Annotated in this window: 19 protein-coding genes and 1 pseudogene; 9 read left to right on the top strand and 11 right to left on the bottom strand. The window is 63.0% G+C overall.

From position 1 onward, the window contains the following. Positions 1 to 21 precede the first annotated feature (21 nt). From QYH69_RS07055 to frc, 3 genes are all read right to left on the bottom strand, one after another. The gene (locus tag QYH69_RS07055) at positions 22 to 837 is read right to left on the bottom strand and encodes a fumarylacetoacetate hydrolase family protein (protein ID WP_308831180.1); all 816 of its coding nucleotides are present in this window, start codon (positions 835 to 837) and stop codon (positions 22 to 24) included. 89 nt (positions 838 to 926) lie between these two features. Then, on the bottom strand, positions 927 to 3119 hold the full coding sequence (locus QYH69_RS07050) for an acetate--CoA ligase family protein (protein ID WP_308831179.1): 2193 nt from the start codon (positions 3117 to 3119) through the stop codon (positions 927 to 929). Between the two features lie 148 nt (positions 3120 to 3267). Continuing rightward, positions 3268 to 4515, bottom strand: coding sequence for a formyl-CoA transferase (gene frc, locus QYH69_RS07045; protein WP_308831178.1), 1248 nt, complete (start codon positions 4513 to 4515; stop codon positions 3268 to 3270). Between the two features lie 456 nt (positions 4516 to 4971). Between frc and sucC the strand changes: the two genes are divergently transcribed. Together sucC and sucD are read left to right on the top strand one after the other, a co-directional pair. Further along, positions 4972 to 6231, top strand: coding sequence for an ADP-forming succinate--CoA ligase subunit beta (gene sucC, locus QYH69_RS07040; RefSeq protein ID WP_308831177.1), 1260 nt, complete (start codon positions 4972 to 4974; stop codon positions 6229 to 6231). Position 6232: 1 nt separating this feature from the next. Beyond that, positions 6233 to 7111 (top strand): succinate--CoA ligase subunit alpha, encoded by an 879-nt coding sequence (sucD, locus tag QYH69_RS07035; RefSeq protein ID WP_308831176.1) that lies wholly within the window; start codon positions 6233 to 6235, stop codon positions 7109 to 7111. Between the two features lie 188 nt (positions 7112 to 7299). On the opposite strand, the gene QYH69_RS07030 is transcribed toward sucD, so the two are convergent. Further along, on the bottom strand, positions 7300 to 8022 hold the full coding sequence (locus QYH69_RS07030) for a GntR family transcriptional regulator (RefSeq protein ID WP_308831175.1): 723 nt from the start codon (positions 8020 to 8022) through the stop codon (positions 7300 to 7302). Further along, complete coding sequence (locus QYH69_RS07025) at positions 8000 to 8224, bottom strand: hypothetical protein (RefSeq protein ID WP_075160184.1); 225 nt, start codon at positions 8222 to 8224, stop codon at positions 8000 to 8002. Before QYH69_RS07025 ends, QYH69_RS07030 begins: the two co-directional genes overlap by 23 nt. A gap of 641 nt (positions 8225 to 8865) precedes the next feature. Between QYH69_RS07025 and QYH69_RS07020 the strand changes: the two are divergent. Both QYH69_RS07020 and QYH69_RS07015 read left to right on the top strand, forming a co-directional pair. Then, a pseudogene (locus QYH69_RS07020) lies at positions 8866 to 10155 on the top strand (OFA family MFS transporter); the annotation flags it as partial. Positions 10156 to 10165: 10 nt separating this feature from the next. Continuing rightward, positions 10166 to 10294, top strand: coding sequence for an oxalate:formate antiporter (locus QYH69_RS07015; protein WP_308831174.1), 129 nt, complete (start codon positions 10166 to 10168; stop codon positions 10292 to 10294). Between the two features lie 117 nt (positions 10295 to 10411). Here the strand turns inward: QYH69_RS07015 and QYH69_RS07010 are convergent, their stop codons facing one another. The 4 genes from QYH69_RS07010 to QYH69_RS06995 all read right to left on the bottom strand — a co-directional run bounded on the left by QYH69_RS07010 (position 10412) and on the right by QYH69_RS06995 (position 15036). After that, positions 10412 to 11629: a sensor histidine kinase gene (locus QYH69_RS07010; RefSeq protein ID WP_308831173.1), complete on the bottom strand. Its 1218-nt coding sequence runs from the start codon at positions 11627 to 11629 to the stop codon at positions 10412 to 10414. Between the two features lie 81 nt (positions 11630 to 11710). Continuing rightward, positions 11711 to 12472 (bottom strand): ABC transporter permease, encoded by a 762-nt coding sequence (locus QYH69_RS07005; RefSeq protein WP_308831172.1) that lies wholly within the window; start codon positions 12470 to 12472, stop codon positions 11711 to 11713. Further along, on the bottom strand, positions 12469 to 13398 hold the full coding sequence (locus tag QYH69_RS07000) for an ABC transporter ATP-binding protein (RefSeq protein WP_308831171.1): 930 nt from the start codon (positions 13396 to 13398) through the stop codon (positions 12469 to 12471). The genes QYH69_RS07005 and QYH69_RS07000 overlap by 4 nt, the downstream gene beginning before the upstream one ends. Positions 13399 to 13467: 69 nt before the next feature. After that, a complete protein-coding gene (locus QYH69_RS06995; protein ID WP_308831170.1) occupies positions 13468 to 15036 on the bottom strand; it encodes an alkaline phosphatase family protein in 1569 nt (522 codons plus the stop codon). A gap of 483 nt (positions 15037 to 15519) precedes the next feature. Here QYH69_RS06995 and QYH69_RS06990 point away from each other — a divergent pair, with 483 nt between their 5' ends. Then, positions 15520 to 15927 carry a DUF3564 family protein gene (locus tag QYH69_RS06990; protein WP_308831169.1) on the top strand — a complete coding sequence of 136 codons (408 nt, stop codon included), beginning with the start codon at positions 15520 to 15522 and terminating at the stop codon, positions 15925 to 15927. Between the two features lie 51 nt (positions 15928 to 15978). On the opposite strand, the gene katE is transcribed toward QYH69_RS06990, so the two are convergent. After that, positions 15979 to 18081 (bottom strand): catalase HPII, encoded by a 2103-nt coding sequence (gene katE, locus QYH69_RS06985; protein WP_308831168.1) that lies wholly within the window; start codon positions 18079 to 18081, stop codon positions 15979 to 15981. On the opposite strand from katE, the gene QYH69_RS06980 reads away from it, so the two are divergent. Next, on the top strand, positions 18075 to 18275 hold the full coding sequence (locus tag QYH69_RS06980; protein WP_308831167.1) for a hypothetical protein: 201 nt from the start codon (positions 18075 to 18077) through the stop codon (positions 18273 to 18275). The two genes, katE and QYH69_RS06980, sit on opposite strands and share 7 nt — an antisense overlap. Here the strand turns inward: QYH69_RS06980 and QYH69_RS06975 are convergent. Continuing rightward, complete coding sequence (locus QYH69_RS06975) at positions 18272 to 18649, bottom strand: DUF3022 domain-containing protein (RefSeq protein WP_308831166.1); 378 nt, start codon at positions 18647 to 18649, stop codon at positions 18272 to 18274. The genes QYH69_RS06980 and QYH69_RS06975 overlap by 4 nt on opposite strands. A gap of 176 nt (positions 18650 to 18825) precedes the next feature. Here QYH69_RS06975 and QYH69_RS06970 point away from each other — a divergent pair, with 176 nt between their 5' ends. The 3 genes from QYH69_RS06970 to QYH69_RS06960 all read left to right on the top strand — a co-directional run bounded on the left by QYH69_RS06970 (position 18826) and on the right by QYH69_RS06960 (position 22245). Further along, positions 18826 to 19212: a hypothetical protein gene (locus tag QYH69_RS06970; protein ID WP_308831165.1), complete on the top strand. Its 387-nt coding sequence runs from the start codon at positions 18826 to 18828 to the stop codon at positions 19210 to 19212. Positions 19213 to 19417: 205 nt separating this feature from the next. Next, the gene (locus QYH69_RS06965) at positions 19418 to 20536 is read left to right on the top strand and encodes a ligase-associated DNA damage response exonuclease (RefSeq protein WP_308831164.1); all 1119 of its coding nucleotides are present in this window, start codon (positions 19418 to 19420) and stop codon (positions 20534 to 20536) included. Beyond that, positions 20533 to 22245 (top strand): ATP-dependent DNA ligase, encoded by a 1713-nt coding sequence (locus tag QYH69_RS06960; RefSeq protein WP_308831163.1) that lies wholly within the window; start codon positions 20533 to 20535, stop codon positions 22243 to 22245. The genes QYH69_RS06965 and QYH69_RS06960 overlap by 4 nt, the downstream gene beginning before the upstream one ends. The last annotated feature ends 32 nt before the right edge of the window (positions 22246 to 22277 follow it).

The raw sequence follows: 22277 nt of genomic DNA, 5'->3' as shown, positions 1-22277 counted from the left end.
CGATCTTCTGTTCATGCCGTGTCAAACCGCGCCGGCGGCGGCAGGCGCCGCTTGCCGCACGCTATCGCCCGCTGCCGCGAGCCGGTTCGTCAAGGTGCCGATCCCGTCGATCGTGACCGACACCGATGCGCCATCCTTGATCGAGCCGACGCCGAGCGATGTGCCACAAGCGATGACGTCGCCGGGCTCGAGCGTCATATCCTGGGAAATCATGCTGACCTGCTCCGCCGGCGTGAACACCATATCGGAGAGCGGATAGTTCTGACGTTCGACACCCTCGAGTGTCGTCACGACACGTGCCGAGCGCCAGTCGAAATCCGTTGCGATCGCGGGGCCGATACAACAGAAAGTATCGAAGCCTTTCGCTCTGCACCATTGAGGAAAGTGCGGATTCTCGTTCAGCAGTTCTGCAGCCGTCACGTCGTTGACGATCGTGTAGCCGAAGATCGAGGCGCCCGCTTCTTCAACGCTCGCATTGCGGCAGCGCTTGCCGATCACAATGCCCAGTTCGCCCTCGTAGGCGATCTTCCCCGCATAGTGCGCAGGCCGCAAAATCGGCTCGTCGGCACCGATCACCGATTCAGCGGGTTTGATCAGAAACAGCGGATGCGCGGGCACCGGCTTTTCGAGCTTCGCAGCCAGTGCATGGAAATTGTTCCACAGCGCAACCACTTTTCGCGGCGCGCATGGCGCCAACGGTTTGAGCGCGCGCACCGGCAGTACCGCACCGGTCGGCACCGGATGTTCGAGGCTCAGATGCTCATGCAGATCTGCGCCGTCCACCTTGCCGAACACAATACGACCGTCGCTCGACACAAAACGCATCCAGGTTTCCATACTTACTCCGTTGCGCAAGCGACGCGGCTCCTGATGATTGTGAGAGAGCCACGCCGCCGCTTGTTGCACACACAACGATCCGGCCCGCGTCAGATCTTCCCCGCGCCGCGCGCCCACTTGTACTTCGCACCGAGTACCGCTACCGGAATTTCAGTCGAATAGGCATAGGCCGGTACGCCGCGTTCGTACAGATATTCGGCCGCTTCCTCGACCTGCACGTCGCCCGCGAGCGACGCGACGATTGGCTTTTCGATCCCCTTCGCTTTCATTTCCTCCTTCACTTCGATCACGAGCTTCGCGAACACCATCGGCGGCGTGATGATCGTGTGCCAGTAACCGAGGATGATCGAGTGAATACGCGGATCCTCGAGACCGAGACGTATCGTGTTTGCGTACGTGGTCGGCGGCTCGCCGCCCGTGATATCGACCGGATTGCCTGCGGCGCCGAATGGCGGAATAAACTTGCGGAATGCCGCGTCCAGATCGGCAGGCATCGTCATCAACGAAAGGCCGTTGTCGACGCAAGCGTCGGACAGCAGCACGCCCGAGCCGCCCGCGCCGGTGATGATCACGACGTTCTCGCCCTGTGGCGTCGGCAGCTTCGGAATGCCGCGCGCAAACTCGAGCAGATCGCGCAGCGATCGCGCGCGGATCACGCCGCACTGCCTGAACACATCCTCGTAGATGCGGTCGTTGCCGGCGAGCGCACCCGTGTGCGAACTCGCCGCGCGTGCGCCGAGGCTCGTGCGGCCCGCCTTCAATACGACCACCGGCTTTTTCTTCGACACGCGTGCCGCCGCTTCCGCGAATGCACGTCCGTCTTTCAGATCCTCGCAGTGCTGCGCGATGATTTCGGTATGGTCGTCCTGCTCGAAGAACGTCAGCAGATCGTCTTCGTCGATATCCGATTTGTTGCCGAGACCGACGATCGCGGACACACCCATTTTCGCGGAGCGCGAGAACCCGATGATCGCCATGCCGATGCCGCCCGATTGCGACGAAAGGGCAGCCTTGCCCTGCACGTCGTACGGCGTGCAGAAGGTCGCGCACAGGTTCTTCGGCGTGTAGTAGAAGCCGTAGATGTTCGGGCCCATCAGGCGGATGTCGTACTCGCGCGCGATGCGCACGATCTCTTCCTGACCTTCCACATTGCCCGTTTCGGCGAAGCCGGACGGGATCAGCACCGCGCCCGGAATCTTCTTTTTGCCCACTTCGGTCAGCGCGGCCGCAACGAATTTCGCCGGGATCGCAAACACCGCGACGTCGATATCACCCGGTACGTCGAGCACGCTCCGGTACGCCTTGCGGCCGAGAATCTCTTCGGACTTCGGATGAATCGGCAGAATCTCGCCCTGATAACCGCCGTTGATGAGGTTCTTCATCACGGAGTTGCCGATCTTGCCGTCTTCGGCCGACGCTCCGATCACCGCAATGCGGTCGGGCCGCATGATGCGGTTCATCTGCCGCACGATGTCCTGCTGGCTCGGCCGGTAACGCGGCGCCGGCGGCGCGAGGTCCAGCACGATGCGCACGTCCGCCGCAATCGCGCCGTCCTTGCTCGCGAAAACCGGATTAAGGTCGAGCTCGGAGATCTGCGGAAAGTCGGAAACCAGGCGCGAGACGTTTTCGATCAGCGCCGCAAGCGCTTCGCGGTCGACCGCGTCGCCGCCGCGCACGCCCTTCAGAATCTCCGCCGCGGCGATGCTGTCGAGCATCGAGCGCGCGTCGTCGCGCGTCGCGGGAGCGAGACGAAACGTGATGTCCTTAAGGACTTCGACGAGCACGCCGCCGAGGCCAAACGCAACGAGCTTGCCGAACGACGGGTCGCTTACCGCGCCGACAATCACTTCCTGCCCGCCGCCTACCATCTGCTGCACTTGCACGCCGTGCAGGTTCGCGCTCGCGTTATAGCGCTTCGCGTTGTCCATGATCGTCGCGAAGCCGCGCTCGACTTCGGCTTCGCTCTTGAGGCCGACCAGTACGCCGCCCGCTTCCGTCTTGTGCAGGATTTCGGGGGACACGATCTTCAGCACCACCGGGAAACCCATTTGCGCCGCGATCTGCGCGGCCTCGCGCGCATCGGTCGCCAACCCTTCTTTCGGCACGGCAATGCCGTACGCGTCACATACAAGTTTGCCTTCCGGCGCCGTCAGCGAAGTTCGGCCTTCCGCTATTACGTTATCGAGGATGTGCTGGACGACGGCCTTGTTCGGCGCAGCCGCGTTATCGGACGATTGAGCGCCGCCGCGTTCCCGCAGCGAGAGGGAGTCTTCGTGTGCCATATCGCCATGTCTCCGATTCTGGTTATGAAGCCACCCGGCCTGCCAACTGCCGGTTGAAACACCAACTGAAGCGCCGACAGGCGACACGTGAACACGCGCGCCTGTCGGTTTTCCGCTATCGAACTTCGTGCAATCAAACCGTCGCGGTTCAGATCGCGCCCGCGGTACGCAACGCCGCGATCTGTTGCGCCGAATAGCCGAGCTCGGCCATTACTTCGTCGGTGTGCTCGCCCAGCAACGGCGAGCGCGTGACATCCGTGGGGCTATCCGACAGCTTGATAGGATTGCCAACGGTCAGATACTTGCCGCGCACCGGATGGTCGACTTCGACGATCGTGCCTGTCTTGCGCAGCGATTCGTCTTCGGCGATCTCCTTCATCGACAGAATCGGACCACACGGAATGTCGTACTTGTTGAGGATGTCCATCGCCTCGAACTTCGTCTTCGTCATCGTCCAGCGTTCGATCTCGGCGAAGATTTCCTTGAGGCGCGGCAGACGCGCGTTCGGCGTCGCATAGTCGGGATCGGTCGCCCACTCTTCCTTGCCGATCACGTTGCAGATCTTCGCCCACACAGGCGCCTGCGTGATGAAGTAGATATAAGCGTTCGGGTCCGCTTCCCAGCCCTTGCACTTGAGGATCCACCCCGGCTGGCCGCCGCCGGACGCATTGCCGGCACGCGGCACGGCCTCGCCGAAGGTGCCGTTCGGATACTGTGGGTACTCCTTCATGACGCCGGTGCGCTCGAGACGCTGCTGGTCGCGCAGCTTCACGCGGCACAGGTTCAGCACGCCGTCCTGCATCGCGGCGAGCACCTTCTGGCCGCGATTCGTCTTTGTCCGCTGGAACAGCGCAGTCACGATGCCAAGCGCGAGATGCAGGCCGGTGCCGCTATCGCCGATCTGCGCACCGGTCACGACCGGCGGACCATCGTCGAACCCGGTCGTCGATGCCGCGCCGCCCGCGCATTGCGCGACGTTCTCGTAGACCTTGCAGTCCTCGTACGGCCCGGGACCAAAACCCTTCACCGACGCGACGATCATCTGCGGATTGAGTTCCTGGATGCGCTCCCACGTGAAGCCCATGCGATCGAGCGCGCCCGGAGCGAAATTTTCGACAAGCACGTCGCAGGTCTTGATCAGCGTTTCGAGAACCTTCTTGCCTTCCGGGTTCTTCGTGTCGATCGTTACCGACCGCTTGTTGTGATTGAGCATCGTGAAGTAAAGGCTGTCCGCGTCCGGGATGTCGCGCAGCTGCTCGCGCGTCACGTCGCCGGTACCGGCCCTCTCCACCTTGATCACATCGGCGCCGAACCATGCGAGCAGCTGCGTGCAGGTCGGTCCGGATTGCACATGCGTGAAATCGAGAATGCGCACACCGTCGAGTGCCTTAGCCATGATTTGTCTCCTTCCCTTGCTTCACCTGTTCATGGTCGGATGTAACGGGCAATGCGCGATCCCGGCCTCCGATGCCGGTATTGGGGGATAAAACTCTAGCGGACATAAGTTGTCTCCTATGCGTTATCTGGCGGTTACCGAGGACGTTGCCGGTCTTGCCAGGCCTCGTCCCACGACGCGCATCTCGCATGCCCCGTTCAATACGGTATGTGATATATCACAATGCATCAAGCGTATTTTGATGCTGCGGCGCGCAAGCTCGAATCGCGTCAAGTCCTTTACTGGCAAGGTTTTGGGCTCGGTTTTTCAGCGCGCGCGACGCGCAACCGAGGGAAAATACCGACCGCCTTGATCCCTTGAACCGTTCTGATATATCACATACTATATTTCACAGCCCGTCAAGAGAAGTCTTTCCCCACTGCCCCGATCCCGAATACATCCAGTGAGGAGGAGTCTGTGAACATTCACGAATATCAGGCGAAGGAACTGCTGAAAGGTTACGGCGTCGCCGTGCCGAACGGCCGCGTCGCGTTCACGCCGGAGGAAGCGGCCGCGGCGGCACGCGAACTCGGCGGCGCGGTGTGGGTCGTCAAATCGCAAATTCATGCGGGCGGCCGCGGTGCGGGCCGCTTTGCGAACGATCCGAATGGCGCGGGCGGCGTGCGCGTGGTCAGGACAGTCGACGACGTCGCGCGGAATGCGGCGCAGATGCTGTCGTCCGTGCTCGTGACAAAGCAGACGGGTCCGGCCGGCCGGGAGGTGAAGCGCGTCTACATCGAGGAAGGCTGCGCGATCGAGCGCGAGCTGTATCTCGGCATGCTCATCGATCGCGCGACATCGCGCATCACATTAATGGCATCGACCGAAGGCGGCATGGAAATCGAGGAGGTCGCAGCGCGCACGCCCGAGAAGATCCTGAAGGTTGCGGTCGATCCGGCCACCGGCCTGCAGCCGTTCCACGCACGAAAAATCGCGTTCGGCCTCGGCCTCGCCGGCAGTCAGGTCAAATCGGCAACGCAGTTCATCCTGAACGCGTACCGCGCGTTCGTCGAACTCGATGCGTCGATCGTCGAGATCAATCCGCTCGTCGTGACCGCGTCGGGCGACGTCGTAGCGCTCGATGCGAAGATCAACTTCGACGACAACGCGCTGTTCCGGCATCCGTCGATCGAAGCGCTGCGCGACGAGGCCGAAGAAGATCCGGCCGAACTCGAAGCCGCAAAACACGGGCTCAACTACGTGACGCTCGACGGCAACATTGGTTGCATGGTCAACGGCGCCGGCCTCGCGATGGCGACGATGGACATCATCAAGCTCTACGGCGGCGAGCCCGCGAACTTTCTCGACGTCGGCGGCGGCGCGACGAAGGAACGGGTGGCGACCGCATTCCGGCTGATTCTGCGCGATCCGAAAGTCGAAGCGATCCTCGTTAATATCTTCGGCGGCATCATGCGCTGCGACGTAATCGCTGAAGGCGTCGTCAGCGCGGCGCGCGAGGTCGATCTGCGCGTGCCGCTCGTGGTACGCCTCGAAGGCACGAACGTCGAACTCGGCAAGCAGATTCTGCGCGACTCCGGTTTGCCGATCTTGTCCGCCGACCATCTTGCCGATGCGGCCGACAAGGTCGTCTCCTCGATTCGCCAGAAAGCGAACCACAACGCACAACCGCAGGCGCCGAAGCAAACCGTCGCGGTCCAACACTCGGGAGCACACTGACATGGCCGTTCTGATCGACCGCAATACCAAAGTGATCTGCCAGGGCTTCACCGGGTCGCAAGGCAGTTTCCATTCCGAACAGGCACTCGCGTACGGTACGCAGATGGTCGGCGGCGTGACGCCGGGCAAAGGCGGCTCGATGCATCTCGGACTGCCGGTGTTCGATACCGTCGCCGATGCCGTCGATGCGACGGGTGCGAGCGCATCGGTTATTTATGTACCGCCGCCCGTCGCCGCCGATGCGATTCTCGAAGCCGTCGATGCGCACGTGCCGCTCGTCGTCTGCATCACCGAAGGCGTTCCCGTCGTCGACATGGTGCGCGTCAAGCGCGCGCTCGCCGGTTCGGACACGCGCCTGATCGGGCCCAACTGCCCCGGCGTGATCACGCCGGGGCAGTGCAAGATCGGCATCATGCCCGGCCATATTCATCGGGCGGGGAAGATTGGCGTCGTATCGCGCTCGGGCACGCTGACCTATGAAGCGGTGGCGCAAACCACGGCCGCGGGCCTCGGACAAACCACCTGCATCGGCATCGGCGGCGATCCGGTGAACGGGACGAATTTCATCGACTGCCTCGAGATGTTTCTCGCCGACGACGACACGCACGGCATCATCATGATCGGTGAAATCGGCGGCTCCGCCGAAGAAGACGCCGCGCAGTTTCTCAAGGAGGCACGCACGAAAAAGCCGGTGGTCGGCTTTATCGCCGGCACCAGTGCGCCGCCGGGCCGCCGCATGGGTCACGCGGGCGCGATCATCTCGGGCGGCAAGGGAACGGCCGGCGCGAAGATCGACGCGATGCACTCAGCCGGGATTCATGTCGCGCAATCGCCGGCGGCGCTCGGTGAAACGATGGTGCAAGCGCTGCGTGGGCATTGACCGGCAAGCGCAAGCGAGCAGGTGAACAATACGGGCGCACGAATAGATGCGCCTTCACGAATATAACGAAACAAGCGGGTTCGCAGATGCAAAAAAGCCAGCGGGCGATCCACCCGCTGGCTTTGCTTCTTCCTTCCACGCAGCAGCGCGACGCACTATCGCGACGATCAATCGCGACGAGCGCTCGCTCAATCAAGAAAATCGCAATTCGCCTCGACGAAGTCCGCAAGATCGAGCGAATGCTGCCGCACGAGCCGCTCGGCAAGTTCGGTATCGCGCTGTTCGAGCGCCTCGATAATGCGCAGATGATCGACGATCGAGCGCGACGCGCGGTCGCTCTGCGAGATCGTCAGCCGGCGAATCGCGCGCACATGAATAAAGACATTCTTGATCGTCTCCAGAATCATCTGCGACTTCGACAACTCGACGATCGCCTGATGAAACGCGATATTCGCGTCCGAGTACTCGGCGATATGCTCGGCCGGCGTCGTATCGCGGAAGCTGTCGAACATATGGCGCAGCCGCGCGATTTCCTCGTCGGTGGCATGCAACGTGGCGAGGCGCGCGGCCATGCTCTCGAGCGCCGCCCACATCTGGATCATCTCGACGATTTCGCGCTTGCTCTTGCGCACGATATAGATACCGCGCCGCGGCACCATGCGCAGAAAGCCTTCCTGCTCGAGCAGCGTCATCGCCTCGCGCACCGGCGTGCGGCTCACGCCGAGCGTTTCGCTAAGCAAACGCTCGTCGAGCCGTATTTCGTCCTTCGACTGATAGATGTCCGCGTCGGCAATCGCCTGGCGCAGCATCGCGTAGGCCTGGTCGCGCAAGCTGGCGCTTGCATTGATAGGTTGCAGCGCCAGCGTCAGCGGCGAGGACACTACGTTTTCAGTTTGAAGTTCCGACGACATTCATCGCCTCTTTCTTAACGGATGCACGGACCGGCGCCTGCACGATCGCGTCGCCGTGAGCGCCCGCGAGGCCAGCGTACCGACCGTGCTTCGCGGCGAGCGATGCAACATGCAGCGGAACCATATTAGTCAGCAAAACGGTCGCGGCAGCACCGAGACCCACGAAACCAACGGCAAGCAGCGCCAGAGATACGAAATCCATTTCAAGCTCCATACGATTGAGTGTTCAGAATGACTCAATCATATGCTGCGCTGCGGCATACGTCAATAACTTTGTATGTAGTATATCAAGCATTGTTGCTTTTTGAACTCGGTGAAAAACCTAACACGCCAGCGCCCGCCGCGCACGCCAGATTGACGAAATGCATGGATCATGTGCGCTACATTCAGCGTTTCGCTGCACCGCGAAAAAAGGGCACCACCCGCTTGGCACGCGCCGATGGAACCCCGGCTATCGTCTCACGCAGCCTTAGGATTTCGCAGTGCGTCATGACCGGTGCGCATCAGTTATATGTTTGCCGACCTCATATTGCCAACCGCGAGCGCACGCAATATCGTCTCGCAAATCGGCACGACGGCGTTTGTGCGACGCGCCGTCATATGCAGTCAAACTGCATATGCTATTCATGCGATTTTTGGGTCCGCTTTTTGGTCCGATAACAGGCCGTCGCGTCGAAAACCCTCAAGTTAAACAGCCGACGACCGATAACGAGCAAGACGCACCCCATCGGAGACCGACCACATGAGCAGTATTACAAAAGTCGGATCGTAGCCATGTCGTTCTGTGAGCCAAGGAGTTGGTAGAATGTTTTGTCTTCCTAAGACCGCTTGGCCTCCGACTTCGCCGTGCACCTGTGTATCGGCCAGGCCTACGCCTTCTCCGTGTTCAACGGACCGCTGACGAAGGTGATCGGCATTACGCAGTCCGCACCGGACGACTGGACGCTGACCACGCTGGGCTGGATTTTCTCGCTCGCGATCGTGTTTCTCGGCCTGTCGGCCGCGTTCGCCGGCAAGTGGCTCGAGCACGTCGGCCCGCGCCGCACGATGTTTACCGCGGCATGCTGCTTCGGCGGCGGCTTCCTCGTTTCCGCAGTCGGCGTGTGGACGCACCAGATCTGGTTGCTGTATCTCGGTTACGGCGTGATCGGCGGCATCGGCCTCGGTCTCGGCTACGTCTCGCCGGTATCGACGCTGATCCGCTGGTTCCCGGACCGCCGCGGCATGGCGACCGGCATGGCGATCATGGGCTTCGGCGGCGGCGCGATGATTGCCGCGCCGTTGTCAGTGGCGCTGATGAACCACTTCAAGAGCGCCACGAGCATCGGCGTCGCCGAAACGTTCGTCGTGCTCGGCATCGCGTACTTCATCTCGATGACGATCGGCTCGCTCGCGATCCGCGTGCCGCCGGCGGACTGGAAGCCGGCCGGCTGGACGCCGCCCGCGACCACGACGACGAAGATGATCACGCGCAACCACGTGCACATCGACCAGGCGCTCAAGACGCCGCAGTTCTACCTGATCTGGCTCGTGCTGTTCCTGAACGTGACGGCCGGCATCGGCATTCTCGGCCAGGCGTCGGTGATGATTCAGGAGAGCTTCAAGAGCACGGTGACGGCCGCGGCCGCAGCCGGCTTCGTCGGCCTGCTGTCGCTGTTCAACATGGGCGGCCGCTTCATCTGGGCGTCGGCGTCGGACTGGGTCGGCCGCAAGAACACGTACTTCATCTTCTTCGTGCTCGGCGCGGTGCTGTACTACTTCGTGCCGAGTTTCGCGGATTCGGGCAATATCGCGCTCTTCGTGCTGGCGTACTGCGTGATCCTGTCGATGTACGGCGGCGGCTTCTCGACGGTGCCGGCGTATCTCGCCGACATGTTCGGCACCGCTTTCGTCGGCGGCATCCACGGCCGTCTGCTGACCGCATGGGCCGCGGCAGGCGTGGCGGGCCCGGTGCTCGTGAACTACATCCGTGCGTATGAAGTCGCGCACGGCGTTGCGAAAGCCGATGCGTACACGCTGACCGTGCACCTGATGGCGGTGCTGCTCGTGGTCGGCTTCATCTGCAACCTGCTCGTGAAGCGCGTCGACGACAGGCACCATATGACCGAAGCCCAACTGGCCGCCGGGAAATAAAGAGGACCTTATGAACACCACGACTCAGGAGCATCCGTCCAGCAAGGGCCTGCTCATTATCTTCTGGCTGTATGTGCTGATCCCGCTCGCATGGGGCGTGACCAACACGCTGCTGCAGGCAGTCAAGCTGTTCGGCTGAGCGCACGACCGCTTCGGTTGAACGAATATAGAAAGGCCGGGTGAAATGCCCGGCCTTTTTTCGTTTGAATTCCCCGCTTTGCGTATCAACGGCATCCGCACTGCAGCGTGAAATGGTTCAACCGCCCGTATCGAGCCGCAGCGGAAAGATAATCTCGAACGTCGTCCCCTCGCCTTCGTGCGACGCAAATCGCAGATCTCCGCGCAGCGTGCGGCAGAGCTCGCGCACGATCGCGAGACCGAGCCCGACGCCCGGCACGTCCTCGTGCGTTGCGCGCTCGAATTCTTTGAAGACGCGTTCCTGATCGGCCGCACCGATCCCGACGCCGGTGTCGGACACGCGCAAGCACCACTGCATCTCGCCGCACGCGTGCATATCGAGTTCGACCTCACCGGCCTTCGTGTACTTGGCCGCGTTGGACAACAGATTGAGCGCGATCTGCTTGAGCTTGAGCCGGTTCGACACGATCGTCCCCAGTTCGCGATCGAACCGTTGCACGAGGCGCAAGCCTTTCGCTTCCACCGTGGGGCCGCACGAGGCAACCAGTTCGTCGAACAGCGCGCGCAGCTCGATGGCCTCGGTGGCGAATGGATTCGTATCGCCGAGCACGATCGAATATTCGACGAGTTCGTCGACGAGCGTCTTCATATCGCCGACCTGCCGGTTAGCGAGCGCGAGCGCCGCATCGGTCTTTGCCGGCGCGCGCACAATCATCTGCAACGCCATCGAAAACACATTGAGAAAGTTGCGCAGATCGTGCACGACGCTGCGCGTGAGCTGCATCCGCGACTCATACAATTCGCCGACGAGCTTCTGCTTGAGCAGCAGTTCATGATTCGCGCGTTCGAGCCGGCCCGTGTATTCGTCGATCTTGCGGTCGCGCTCGGTCATGACCTCGCGGATCGACGTGAGCGTTACGAAACTGATCGCCTCGTCGATGAAATGCCGCGCGCGTTCTTCGTGACGCCGCGTAAACGCCGGATACTGTTCCGCGTAGTTAAAGATCGCACCGAGCAACACCTGCCGCAGCAAATCGAGTTCGCGCACGAGTTCGTCGATGCGATAGCCCTGCTTCCAGCGCAGCCTGCCATGCAGTTTCGCGTCCTCTTCGATCGACGGCTCGACCTGGTCGAGATCCTGATCCTCGAGCGCGCTGCAGAGTTCTTCGAGAATGGAGGGAACGTGATCGGCCAACTGTTCGTACGTAAGGCGGTCCGACTCCGACAGATCCGCATCGTTGAACACGGCCTTCATCCATCGCTCGGTCAGACTGACGCGCCGTTCGCGAAGATGTTCCGCGAACAGACGCAGCGGTCGTGACGGTTTGAGAGCCATGGAAGCACCTCGCGACGGAGCATGGCGAAGGCGGACAGGCCTGCAACCAGCACAGCAGGCCCGCGACGAATGTCCATCCTACTACGACTTGAGGCGATAGCCCGTTTTAAAGATCCACGCGATCACCGCGAGAAACACCGCAAGAAAAAGGGCCGTCATGCCGAGGCTGATCGCGACGCTCACGTCGGCAAGCCCATAAAAGCTCCACCGGAAGCCGCTGATCAAATACACGATCGGGTTGAACAGCGCCACGATGCGCCAGCCCGGCGGCAGCATCGCGACCGAATAGAAGCTGCCGCCCAGAAAAGTCAGCGGCGTGATGATGAGGAGCGGCACGATCTGCAGCTTCTCGAAGTTGTCGGCCCAGATGCCTATGATGAAACCGAGCAGACTGAACGTGACCGACGTCAGCACGAGAAACAGCACCATCCACAGCGGATGCTGAATCTGCAGCGGTACGAACAGTCCCGCCGTCGCGAGGATGATGAGCCCGAGAATGATCGACTTCGTTGCAGCCGCACCGACATAGCTGATCACGATCTCGAGATACGACACGGGTGCCGATAGCAGTTCGTAAATGGTACCGGTGAAGCGCGGAAAATAGATGCCGAACGACGCATTCGAAATGCTCTGCGACAACAGCGACAGCATGATGAGCCCCGGCACGATGAACGAGCCGTAGCTGACGCCTTCGACTTCGCGGATACGCGAGCCGATCGCCGCGCCGAACACGACAAAGTAGAGCGAGGTGGAAATGACGGGCGCGACGATGCTTTGCATCAGCGTGCGCCCGGTGCGCGCCATTTCGAAGCGGTAAATCGCGCGGATCGCATGCAGGTTCATGATGATTGGCCTCGCACGAGGCTCACGAAGATATCTTCGAGCGAGCTTTGCGACGTCTGCAGGTCCTTGAAGCGGATGCCCGCATGGTTCAGGTCGTTGAGCAGCGCGGCGATGCCGGCGCGCTCGCGCTCCGAGTCGTAGGTATAGACGAGTTCGGCGCCGCCGTTGGCGATTTCGAGCCCATAGTCGGCCAGCGCCGCGGGTACGACGCCAAGCGGTGCTTCGAGATGCAATCGCAACTGCTTCTTGCCGAGCTTGCGGATCAGTTCCCGCTTCTCTTCCACGATCACGATTTCGCCGGCGTTGATGACGCCGATGCGATCGGCCATCTCCTCCGCTTCCTCGATGTAGTGCGTGGTCAGCACGACCGTTACACCGCTTGCGGTCAGCGAACGCACGAGGCGCCACATGTCGCGCCGCAACTCGACGTCGACGCCCGCGGTCGGCTCGTCGAGGAACAGCACGCGCGGTTCGTGCGACAACGCCTTCGCGATCAGCACGCGGCGCTTCATGCCGCCCGACAGCGTCATGATGCGGTTATCGCGCTTCTCCCACAACGAGAGGTCGCGCAGCACTTTTTCGATGTATGCGGGGTTCTTCGGCTTGCCGAACAGGCCGCGGCTAAACGAAACGGTGGCCCACACGGTTTCGAACGCATCGGTCGTGAGCTCTTGCGGCACGAGGCCGATCAGCTCGCGCGCGGCGCGGTAGTCGTGCTGGATATCGTGCCCGTCGACGACGACGGACCCGGCGGATGCCCTGACGATCCCGCAGACGATGCTGATCAGCGTCGTCTTGCCCGCACCGTTCGGCCCGAGCAACGCGAAGATTTCCCCGCGCCCGATCGACAGGTTGATTCCTTTGAGCGCGTGAAAGCCGGATGCGTAGGTCTTGGATAGATTGGATATCGATATGATTGGCGGCATGCCCGCGACGATAGCAGATATGGCCCTGCTATGTGCAAGCCAGTCATCGAAGATTCATCGCTGCGCGCGCTATTGCGGAAAGCCGAGCGCCGTTGCCTTCGCACGCAAATCGGAAAAGCGGCCGCCCGGCACGCTCCGCTGGAGTTCGCCCGAAGCCGTCGTACCCGAAGCCGTCGTACCCGATGCCGGCGTACCGGATGCAGCCGTACCCGACGCCGGTGCGCCGGTCTGCTGCGCATTGTCGATCGAGCCGATGCCGGTGCCACCCGCGGGCACGAGCGGACACGCCGCGCCGAACGGCCCCTGAGCAACGGCGACTGGCGGCGCATCGGTGCGCGGCGGATTGGTCAGATCGAGCGCGTACGCAAGGTTGAACGTAGTCGGGTCGCTCGCGCGCACGCCGAGCGGGTCGAGACCGAAACGCCACTGGAGCAATTGATGAATCGAGCTCGGATCGAACGGATAGCGCGCGACCTGATTCGCGCTCACGCGCGGACCGAGCAGCATGCACGGCACGCGGAAGCCCAGGCGTCCGTCGTTGCCGAGCGCCTGCTCCGCCGCGGATACGGGCTTGAGCGGCGACGGGACGTGCTCCATGAACCCGCCCCACTCGTCGTAGACCACGATCATGAGCGTCGAACTCCACGTCGGACTCGAGCGCAACGCCTCGTAGATTTGCCCCAGCAGCACCTGGCCATTGCGCACGTCCGCGTGCGGGTGATCGTCGTTCGAGATGCCCTGCGCTTCGCCGCCGAAACTCGGGTCCACCATGCAGAACGACGGCAGGGAACCGGCGGCCGCATCGGACAGAAAATCGCTGAACAGCTTCGAGCGGCCCACATAACGCGCGCCGTATAGCGCGGTGAACGGCACGTCGTGGAAATAGTAGGCCGATGTGATGCCCTTCGCGTCGAGCCGGTCCCAGATCGTCGGCAGCTGCGACGTATCGAGCGTATCGCTGAGGCGGTCCGTTTCGCCGCTATGCAGATACACGCGATTCGGAAACGTGTCCGCGAGAATGCCGCTCATGCAGTAGTCGCAAACCGTATAGAGCGGCACCGCGTTCCGATAGAAATCGAGGTCCGCCTGCTGGAAGAAGCCGATCGGCAGCAGATCGCCGCGCGTCTGGTTCGTATCGGGCGTGAGCAGGAAGCCGTTCATTGCGCCGTTTGCAAGGTGGACCCGGCCTGCATCGTACGCATGATCGGGGTCCGCGAACGAGCAGCCCTGAAAACCGTAGGCGGGGTTGGCCGACAATGCAAACGGCGCATGCACTTCGCCGAATGCGTCCGTGAATTGCCGGCCCGCGGGCAAACCTTCCGCATTCGGCACCCAGCCGAGCAGATGATCGAACGAGCGGTTCTCCATCGTCACGAGCACGATATGGTCGATGCCCGACGAACCGGGCGCAGGCAGCGCCGGGCGCGGCAGATTCGCGCGGTCTGGCGGAATCTGGCCGATCGCCTGGTTTGGCGGCGCCGTACCCGAACCGGGATCGCCGCCTGCGCCGCCCCCGCCGCCGCATGCCGACAGCGCGAACGAACCGACGATCGCCGCGACGATTTGCCTGCGTACGAGATCGGGTTGGCCGCAGGCTTGCGCAGCTGCATTCTGTTTGTCGATTGGCGACACGCTCATCATAGGGTCCTTTTTTTTGGCGATGGTCACGTGCGAAGCGCGGACACCAACGCACAGCGTCGAGAACGTGCGAACCCAGCATTCGACATGCCCGGTCATGCAAACCGGACAGATTCGGTCTCGTTGCGAAAGGCACGCGTACCGATACGCGTAAAAAAACGACGTTCGACCCGAAGTTCGTACCACGCAATTCCCTGCCGCCCTTTCCCGGGGCGCTGCGCGGAATTGCCGCGCGCAGTCGCAGAGCGCCTGGTGCGCGCCGCGTAGCAACTGTTGCGCGCTCGCATTAGAACGTCCGTTGCTTGACATGCGAGGTCGTGGAACTAGCCTTGAAATCGAGGACCTAAGTTTTGCTGCCCGCTTCAGATTTGAAAATGCGCTTGAAATCGCGCTTGAAAGCACACAGGCGCGACATACACGCAACGGTGCCAAGCAGGACGGACGTCGCCGCCGAACCACCGGGTTATTTCATGCGGAGGCTTTATGCGGCTGTCGATTCTGATCAATACGCCCGACCCGACCGCGGGCCACGACTACGCGGTGTTGTGGCTCGATACGGAGAACCGCGGCTGGGCACTCGACGCGCGTCGCGGCATCGAACTGCCCGCAGCGGGGGAAGTGCGCGACAGCGACGGCGTGCTCGCGCTATGCGAACACGGCTGCGACGAACCGTTCGTCACGCTGTACGGCATGCGGGTGGATCGCCGCGGCAATGTCGCGTCCGCGCAAGGACGCGCGCGCTGGACATCTTCGGGAGTACGGCACGGTCCGGTCGACGGATACTGGCGGCTGCGTGCGGTCGAACGACCAGCGACTGCGGCCCACCTGCCGCCAGCGGGCCAGCGGCCCGCCACGCATGTGGCCGAGCCGGGCCGGCCGCGTGGCCGCTGAAGTGACGCGCGGGACGTAGCCTTCGCGCCCCGCGCTCACGGCCGAACTGCTTTACGCCGGTACCGACTCCGCCATCGCACGCCGCGCCCAGACGCGGTGTTGCCCGGCGGTTTCGATAAACGTCTTCAACACCGCCTCGACATCGCCGTCGTCGCCGGTCGCGACGCCATCCGCCTGATCGGGCAGATGTGCGGCCTTCAATACGTCGCGGCCCGCGCCAAGCGCCGCGATTGCCTTCAAATGCTTGAACGCCTCGAGTAGGAAGTGTTGCGCATCGCCCGATTGCGCGAGCGTCTTCGCACTGGCCTCGCCGCCGCATACGATCACCGCGTCGAACATGATCGACGGCATTCCCGCGATCGTCGCATCGGGACTGGCGCCGGCAACCGGTGCAAGCGTGGGTGCGATCAGCAGCGGCGCGGCGCCTTCGTCTTCGAGTTTCTTACGCAGGGTCTGAAGCGAGGCCTCGTCGACGCCCGGGGCCGCGAGCAGGGCGATCTTGCGCGTCCTGATACCGGGCCTCGCGCGATTGAGCAGGCTCAACGCCGGCGACGGCCGCTGCTGGCCCACCGCTTTAGCGCCGTTTTTAGGCGCAGGAAGCCCGAGCCCCTCGGCTACCTTTTTCGCAAGATCGAGATCGCAATTAGCGAGGATTTCATTGACGACACGCGAGCGAATCTCAGGCCTCGTCACCTTGCCGAGTTCGAATTGATAAGCGGCAGCGATATGCTCCTTTTCGACGTCGCTCATGCTTTGATAAAACAACGCCGCTTGCGAAAAATGATCGGCAAACGACTCGCTACGTACGCGAACCTTCGTCCCGTCCACGGTCTCCGGATAACTCTCGAAGCCACCATTGCGCGGCGCGGGATCGGTTTCCTTCGGCCACGCGTCGTTCAATGAATTCGGCTCGTACGATGCCTGGCCGACATTGATTGTCTGCCGGTGCATGCCGTCGCGCTGATTGTTCACGTTCGGGGACAGCGGCCGGTTGATCGGAAGCTCGTGGAAGTTCGCGCCGCCGAGCCGGCTGATCTGCGTATCGGTGTACGAGAACAAGCGCCCTTGCAATAGCGGATCGTTCGAGAAGTCGATACCCGGCACGACATGCCCGGGGTGAAATGCGACCTGCTCGGTCTCGGCGAAGAAATTGTCCGGATTGCGATTCAACGTCATCTTGCCGACGATCCTGACCGGCACGATTTCCTCGGGAATCAGCTTGGTCGGATCGAGCAGATCGAAACCGAGCGTGTGCTCGTCTTTCTCTTCGATCAGTTGCACGCCGAGTTCGAATTCGGGGAAATCGCCACGTTCGATGGCTTCCCAGAGGTCGCGCCGGTGGAAGTCCGGGTCCTTGCCGGCGATCTTCTGCGCCTCGTCCCACAGCAGCGAATACGACCCGAGCACCGGACGCCAGTGGAACTTCACGAAGCGCGACCTGCCCTCGGCATTGACGAAGCGGAACGTGTGAACGCCGAAACCTTCCATCGTGCGCAGGCTACGCGGAATCGCGCGGTCCGACATCGTCCATAGCACCATGTGCGTCGATTCGGGGACGAGCGAGACGAAATCCCAGAACGTATCGTGCGCTGAGGCGCCGGTCGGCATTTCATTCGGCGCCTCGGGCTTCACTGCATGCACGAAATCGGGAAACTTGATCGCGTCCTGAATAAAGAACACCGGCATATTGTTGCCGACCAGATCGTAGTTGCCTTCGCTCGTGTAGAACTTCACCGCGAAGCCGCGCACATCGCGCACCGTATCGGCCGACCCGCGCGGTCCCTGTACCGTCGAAAAGCGCACATACACGGGTGTCTGCACCGCCGGGTCCTGCAGAAAAGCCGCCTTCGTGAATTCGGTCATCGGCTCGTAGACCTGAAACACGCCATGCGCCGCGGAACCGCGCGCATGGACGATGCGCTCCGGAATGCGCTCGTGGTCGAAGTGCGTGATTTTTTCACGCATGATGAAATCTTCGAGCAACGAGGGACCGCGCGCGCCCGCGCGTAATGTGTTCTGGTTATCTGCGATTTTTACGCCCTGATTCGTGCGCAGTGCCTCGTTTTCAGGACGTGCGCGCGACGCTTCGAGCGCCTGCGTTTTGGGATCTGCCGGCGAGGAACCGGCTTGAGCGTTACGAGGTTTGCTTGACATTCGATGCTCCTTTTCTCATCGTCGGGACGCATGTCGCGTTCCTGTGCGCACCAGGGCCACGAGGCCTGTCGATCGCGCATCCATCTGCTGCACTGCAACTGCTGTTCCCGAAAAGCCCGGCACCTCGCGGCGCCGACGACACGCCGCGCATGCCGCGCGATCTCGACGCCGCCGCCCTTGCGATGGCCGACTAGGCCCGCGCCGCTTCGTCGAGCATCGGCTCGCTGACATCGAGCGTCGCATTGCACGCGGCAGCCGGCGCCGTGCGTCGTGCATCGCGTGCCTTTTCACGCGCGATGCTGCACAGGCGCTCCCGCACACGCACGCGGTCCGCCGTGCTCATCGACGCGTAGCGGTTCATCGTGCGCGACCCGAGCACGACGCTAAGCGCGCAGCCCGCATCGAGAATGTTCATGTCCGCCGCCGACTCGACCCATGACACCTGGATCGTCATCCGTCCAGCCGAATCGGCCAGATGCGTAACCGACGTCGACGGTGAAGCGAAGCGGCGCGATAGCGCATGTTCGAGTTCGGTCAGACGCTGTTGCATATCGATCGATTGCTTCATGGCGATTCCTCCATTGCCAATGCGTGGCAGCGCAGTGCAGCGGGCGCAACGCCCGTTCCCGCCGGGTGCGGCATTGCATCCCGGCATTGCTCACCCACGCGGCACACCGCTTGCATGACAGAGACGAGACGAGCGGCATCCGCTCGTATCCATGAACCCCTCTCGGAGGACCGACGATGAACAGCACTATGAAAAAGCTTCTTGCATCAGTACTCGTAATGGCACTTTGCGGCGGCGCCTTTGCTCAGGGAGGTGCGGGCGGCGGCGCGGGGGGCGGCTCGTCAGGCGGCGGATCGGCAGGTAACGGCGCCGGGGTCGGCGCAGGCGGCGGCACGACCGGCGGTGCAGGCGGCGTTGCCACACCGGGCACTGTGCCGAACCGCGGCATGAGCCGGGGCACGTCGCCAGACGGCGGCTACGGCACCCCGGGCACGACGGGCACCGGCGGCGGCGTAGGCACGGGCACCGGTGCAACGCCCGCGCCGGCGAACGGCGGCATGGCCCCGGGCAACGGCGTGCAGCGGCCGGGCACGACGGGCGATACCATGCGCAATGGCCAATAGCGTGCGTTAGCACGGTATAACCGTGCGACAGGTGGCGCGTCGCCGTCGGGGTGGACGCGCCGCTTGACGTCTGTGCATTGCCGCGAACCAGACAGAAGACTTCGTCAGCACTGTCAAAAATTGACGCCCGGACAATTCGCCGCGGTACACTCAAGCGTCCACGCATTCCACGCGCGCGGCAGATCACGCACCACGGAGAGGACGATTGGCGAAACCGGATGACCTGATCGTCGCACGCCCCGAAGGCCTCTACTGCGCCGTGGGCGACTTCTACATCGATCCATGGCAACCGGTCGAGCGTGCGGTCATCACCCATGCGCATTCCGATCATGCACGCTTCGGTCATCGCCGATACCTCGCCACGGCGGCCGGCGCCGGTGTATTGCAGTCGCGTCTGCCGGGTATTAGCCTGCAGACGCTCGAGTACGGCGAGCACATTACGATTAACGGCGTCGACGTATCGTTGCATCCCGCCGGCCACGTGCTCGGCTCCGCGCAAGTACGCATCGAAGCGCGCGGCGAGGTGTGGGTCGCATCGGGCGACTACAAGCTCGACCCCGACCCTACCTGCACGCCGTTCGAACCCGTGCGCTGCAATACGTTCATCACCGAATCGACGTTCGGCTTGCCGATCTACCGCTGGGATCCGCCAGAGGCCGTCTTCGCGGGCATCGACGCATGGTGGCGGCACAACGCCGCGCAACGGCGCGCGTCGATCGTGTTCTGCTATAGCTTCGGCAAGGCGCAGCGCATTCTCGCGAGCGTCGACGCGGCGATCGGCCCGATCTTCTGTCACGGCGCGGTCGAGCCGCTGAACCGCGCGTACCGGGAAGCCGGCGTCACACTGCCCGGCACGCGCAGCGCCGCGGAGATTCCGGCCAGGGACAAGGCCGTCTTCAGCGAAGCGTTGATCGTCGCGCCACCGTCGGCGCAAGGCAGCGCATGGCTGCGCCGCTTCGGCGACTATAGCGACGCGTTCGCATCGGGCTGGATGCGTCTGCGCGGCACGCGGCGGCGGCGCGGTGTCGACCGCGGCTTCGTACTGTCGGACCACGCCGACTGGCCCTCGCTGCAGACCGCGATCGCCGCAACCGGCGCGACGCGCGTAATCGTCACGCATGGCCAGGTCGAACCGATGGTCCGGTGGCTGCGCGAGCAAGGCCTCGATGCCGGCGCATTCGCGACCGAATACGGCGGCGATAACGTCGAAGCCGACGTGCAAGGCGCAAACGACGACGCCGGTCCCGCTATGGCCACCGTGCCGGCAAACGCAAAAAATCTGCAGGCGGCCGCAATCGACGACCCGGAGGCAGCCACGCGATGAAGCGTTTTGCCGCGCTCTATGCGGCGCTCGACGCGACGACATCGACTCGCGACAAACTCGATGCGCTCACAACCTATTTTTCGGCAGCGCCGCCGGAAGACGCCGCATGGGCGTCGTATTTCCTCGCCGGCGGCAAGTCGCGGCAGACGGTGCCGACGCGGCTTCTGACCGACATTGCACGAGAACGCGCGGGTTTGCCCGCATGGCTCTTCGACGAGTCGTATCAGGCCGTCGGCGATCTCGCCGAAACCATTGCGCATGTGCTGCCGCCCGCCGCTCGCGCATCGGAGCTCGGGCTCACGCAATGGGTCGAGGAACGCGTGCTGACACTGCGCGGCACATCGCCCGACACGTTGCGCATCCGGCTCGTCGAGTATTGGGACGAGCTCGACTGGAGCGGCCGCTTCCTGCTGACGAAGCTGATCGGCGGCGGATTTCGCGTCGGCGTCGCGCGGCAGCTCGTCGTGCGCGCGCTCGCCGACGTAGCCGGCGTCGACCACAAGTTGATCGCGCAACGAATGGTCGGCTGGACCGACGCGCGGCAGCCGCCCGACGCGGCGCGCTACCTGCGCCTGATCGCACCAGCCGCATCGCCTTCGCCGCACGGCGAGCAGAGCGAGGACCCGCAGGACAGCGCCGGCGCAGCGACACCCGAAACCGCGCTCGAAGCCGAACGCGCGCTGCCGTACCCGTTCTTTCTCGCTCACCCATTACAGGCCGCCCCCGAAACGCTCGGCAACCCCGCGCACTGGCTCGTCGAATGGAAGTGGGACGGCATACGCGCCCAGATCGTCAAACGCGACGGCCGCGTGTGGATCTGGTCGCGCGGCGAGGATCTGATCACCGAGCGCTTTCCCGAAGTGGTCGCGCTCGGCGACGCGCTGCCGGACGGCCACGTGATCGACGGCGAAATACTCGCGTGGCAACCCGGCGCGCAAGCGCCGCTGCCGTTCGCGCGCTTGCAGCCGCGCATCACACGCAAATCGCTGACAAAGAAGGTGCTCGCCGATTCGCCCGCCGCGTTTCTCGCCTACGATCTGCTCGAAGCGCACGGCGCCGACCTGCGCATGACGCCGCTCGCCGAACGGCGCGCGAGGCTCGATGCATTGGCCGATTCGCTTGCGGACACGCTCGCGCGCGATCTGCTGCGCGTCTCGCCGCTTGTCGATGCCGACAGCTGGTCCGCACTGGCCGGGTTGCGCGAACAGAGCCGCGCGCGCGGCGTTGAAGGTTTGATGCTCAAGGAGCGACAGTCGCTTTACGGCGTGGGGCGCACGAAGGCGGCGGGCACATGGTGGAAATGGAAAATCGATCCTTATGCGATCGATGCCGTGCTCGTCTATGCGCAACGCGGACACGGTCGCCGCGCGAGCCTGTATACGGATTTCACCTTCGCAGTGTGGGACGAAGCGAATGGCATACGTACGTTAGTTCCGTTTGCCAAAGCGTACTCGGGCCTGACCGACGACGAAATGCGCGAGGTCGACGCGATCGTGCGCAAAACTACCGTCGAAAAATTTGGACCGGTGCGCAGCGTGACGCCGACGCTCGTCTTCGAAATCGGCTTCGAAGGCATCCAGGCGAGCACGCGCCACAAATCGGGCGTGGCCGTGAGATTTCCGCGCATGCTGCGCTGGCGCTCGGATAAGCAAGTCGACGATGCGGACACGCTAGCGATGCTCAAAGGCTTTATCGATCCGACAGCGTAATGACGGACGCGCAACCGTTAAGTTGACGGAGT

It is taken from the genome of Paraburkholderia sp. SARCC-3016, assembly GCF_031119615.1.
In the GTDB taxonomy this organism is placed as follows: domain Bacteria; phylum Pseudomonadota; class Gammaproteobacteria; order Burkholderiales; family Burkholderiaceae; genus Paraburkholderia.
This window is presented reverse-complemented; position numbering and strand designations above follow the sequence as displayed.

What these genes read in the sequence shown, in the direction of transcription:
- QYH69_RS07055 (WP_308831180.1), bottom strand. Translation starts at nt 837, where the DNA reads ATGGAAACCTGGATGCGTTTTGTGTCGAGCGACGGTCGTATTGTGTTC.
- QYH69_RS07050 (WP_308831179.1), bottom strand. Translation starts at nt 3,119, where the DNA reads ATGGCACACGAAGACTCCCTCTCGCTGCGGGAACGCGGCGGCGCTCAA.
- frc (WP_308831178.1), bottom strand. Translation starts at nt 4,515, where the DNA reads ATGGCTAAGGCACTCGACGGTGTGCGCATTCTCGATTTCACGCATGTG.
- sucD (WP_308831176.1), top strand. Translation starts at nt 6,233, where the DNA reads ATGGCCGTTCTGATCGACCGCAATACCAAAGTGATCTGCCAGGGCTTC.
- QYH69_RS07030 (WP_308831175.1), bottom strand. Translation starts at nt 8,022, where the DNA reads ATGTCGTCGGAACTTCAAACTGAAAACGTAGTGTCCTCGCCGCTGACG.
- QYH69_RS07025 (WP_075160184.1), bottom strand. Translation starts at nt 8,224, where the DNA reads ATGGATTTCGTATCTCTGGCGCTGCTTGCCGTTGGTTTCGTGGGTCTC.
- QYH69_RS07015 (WP_308831174.1), top strand. Translation starts at nt 10,166, where the DNA reads ATGAACACCACGACTCAGGAGCATCCGTCCAGCAAGGGCCTGCTCATT.
- QYH69_RS07010 (WP_308831173.1), bottom strand. Translation starts at nt 11,629, where the DNA reads ATGGCTCTCAAACCGTCACGACCGCTGCGTCTGTTCGCGGAACATCTT.
- QYH69_RS07005 (WP_308831172.1), bottom strand. Translation starts at nt 12,472, where the DNA reads ATGAACCTGCATGCGATCCGCGCGATTTACCGCTTCGAAATGGCGCGC.
- QYH69_RS07000 (WP_308831171.1), bottom strand. Translation starts at nt 13,398, where the DNA reads ATGCCGCCAATCATATCGATATCCAATCTATCCAAGACCTACGCATCC.
- QYH69_RS06995 (WP_308831170.1), bottom strand. Translation starts at nt 15,036, where the DNA reads ATGAGCGTGTCGCCAATCGACAAACAGAATGCAGCTGCGCAAGCCTGC.
- QYH69_RS06990 (WP_308831169.1), top strand. Translation starts at nt 15,520, where the DNA reads ATGCGGCTGTCGATTCTGATCAATACGCCCGACCCGACCGCGGGCCAC.
- katE (WP_308831168.1), bottom strand. Translation starts at nt 18,081, where the DNA reads ATGTCAAGCAAACCTCGTAACGCTCAAGCCGGTTCCTCGCCGGCAGAT.
- QYH69_RS06975 (WP_308831166.1), bottom strand. Translation starts at nt 18,649, where the DNA reads ATGAAGCAATCGATCGATATGCAACAGCGTCTGACCGAACTCGAACAT.
- QYH69_RS06970 (WP_308831165.1), top strand. Translation starts at nt 18,826, where the DNA reads ATGAACAGCACTATGAAAAAGCTTCTTGCATCAGTACTCGTAATGGCA.
- QYH69_RS06960 (WP_308831163.1), top strand. Translation starts at nt 20,533, where the DNA reads ATGAAGCGTTTTGCCGCGCTCTATGCGGCGCTCGACGCGACGACATCG.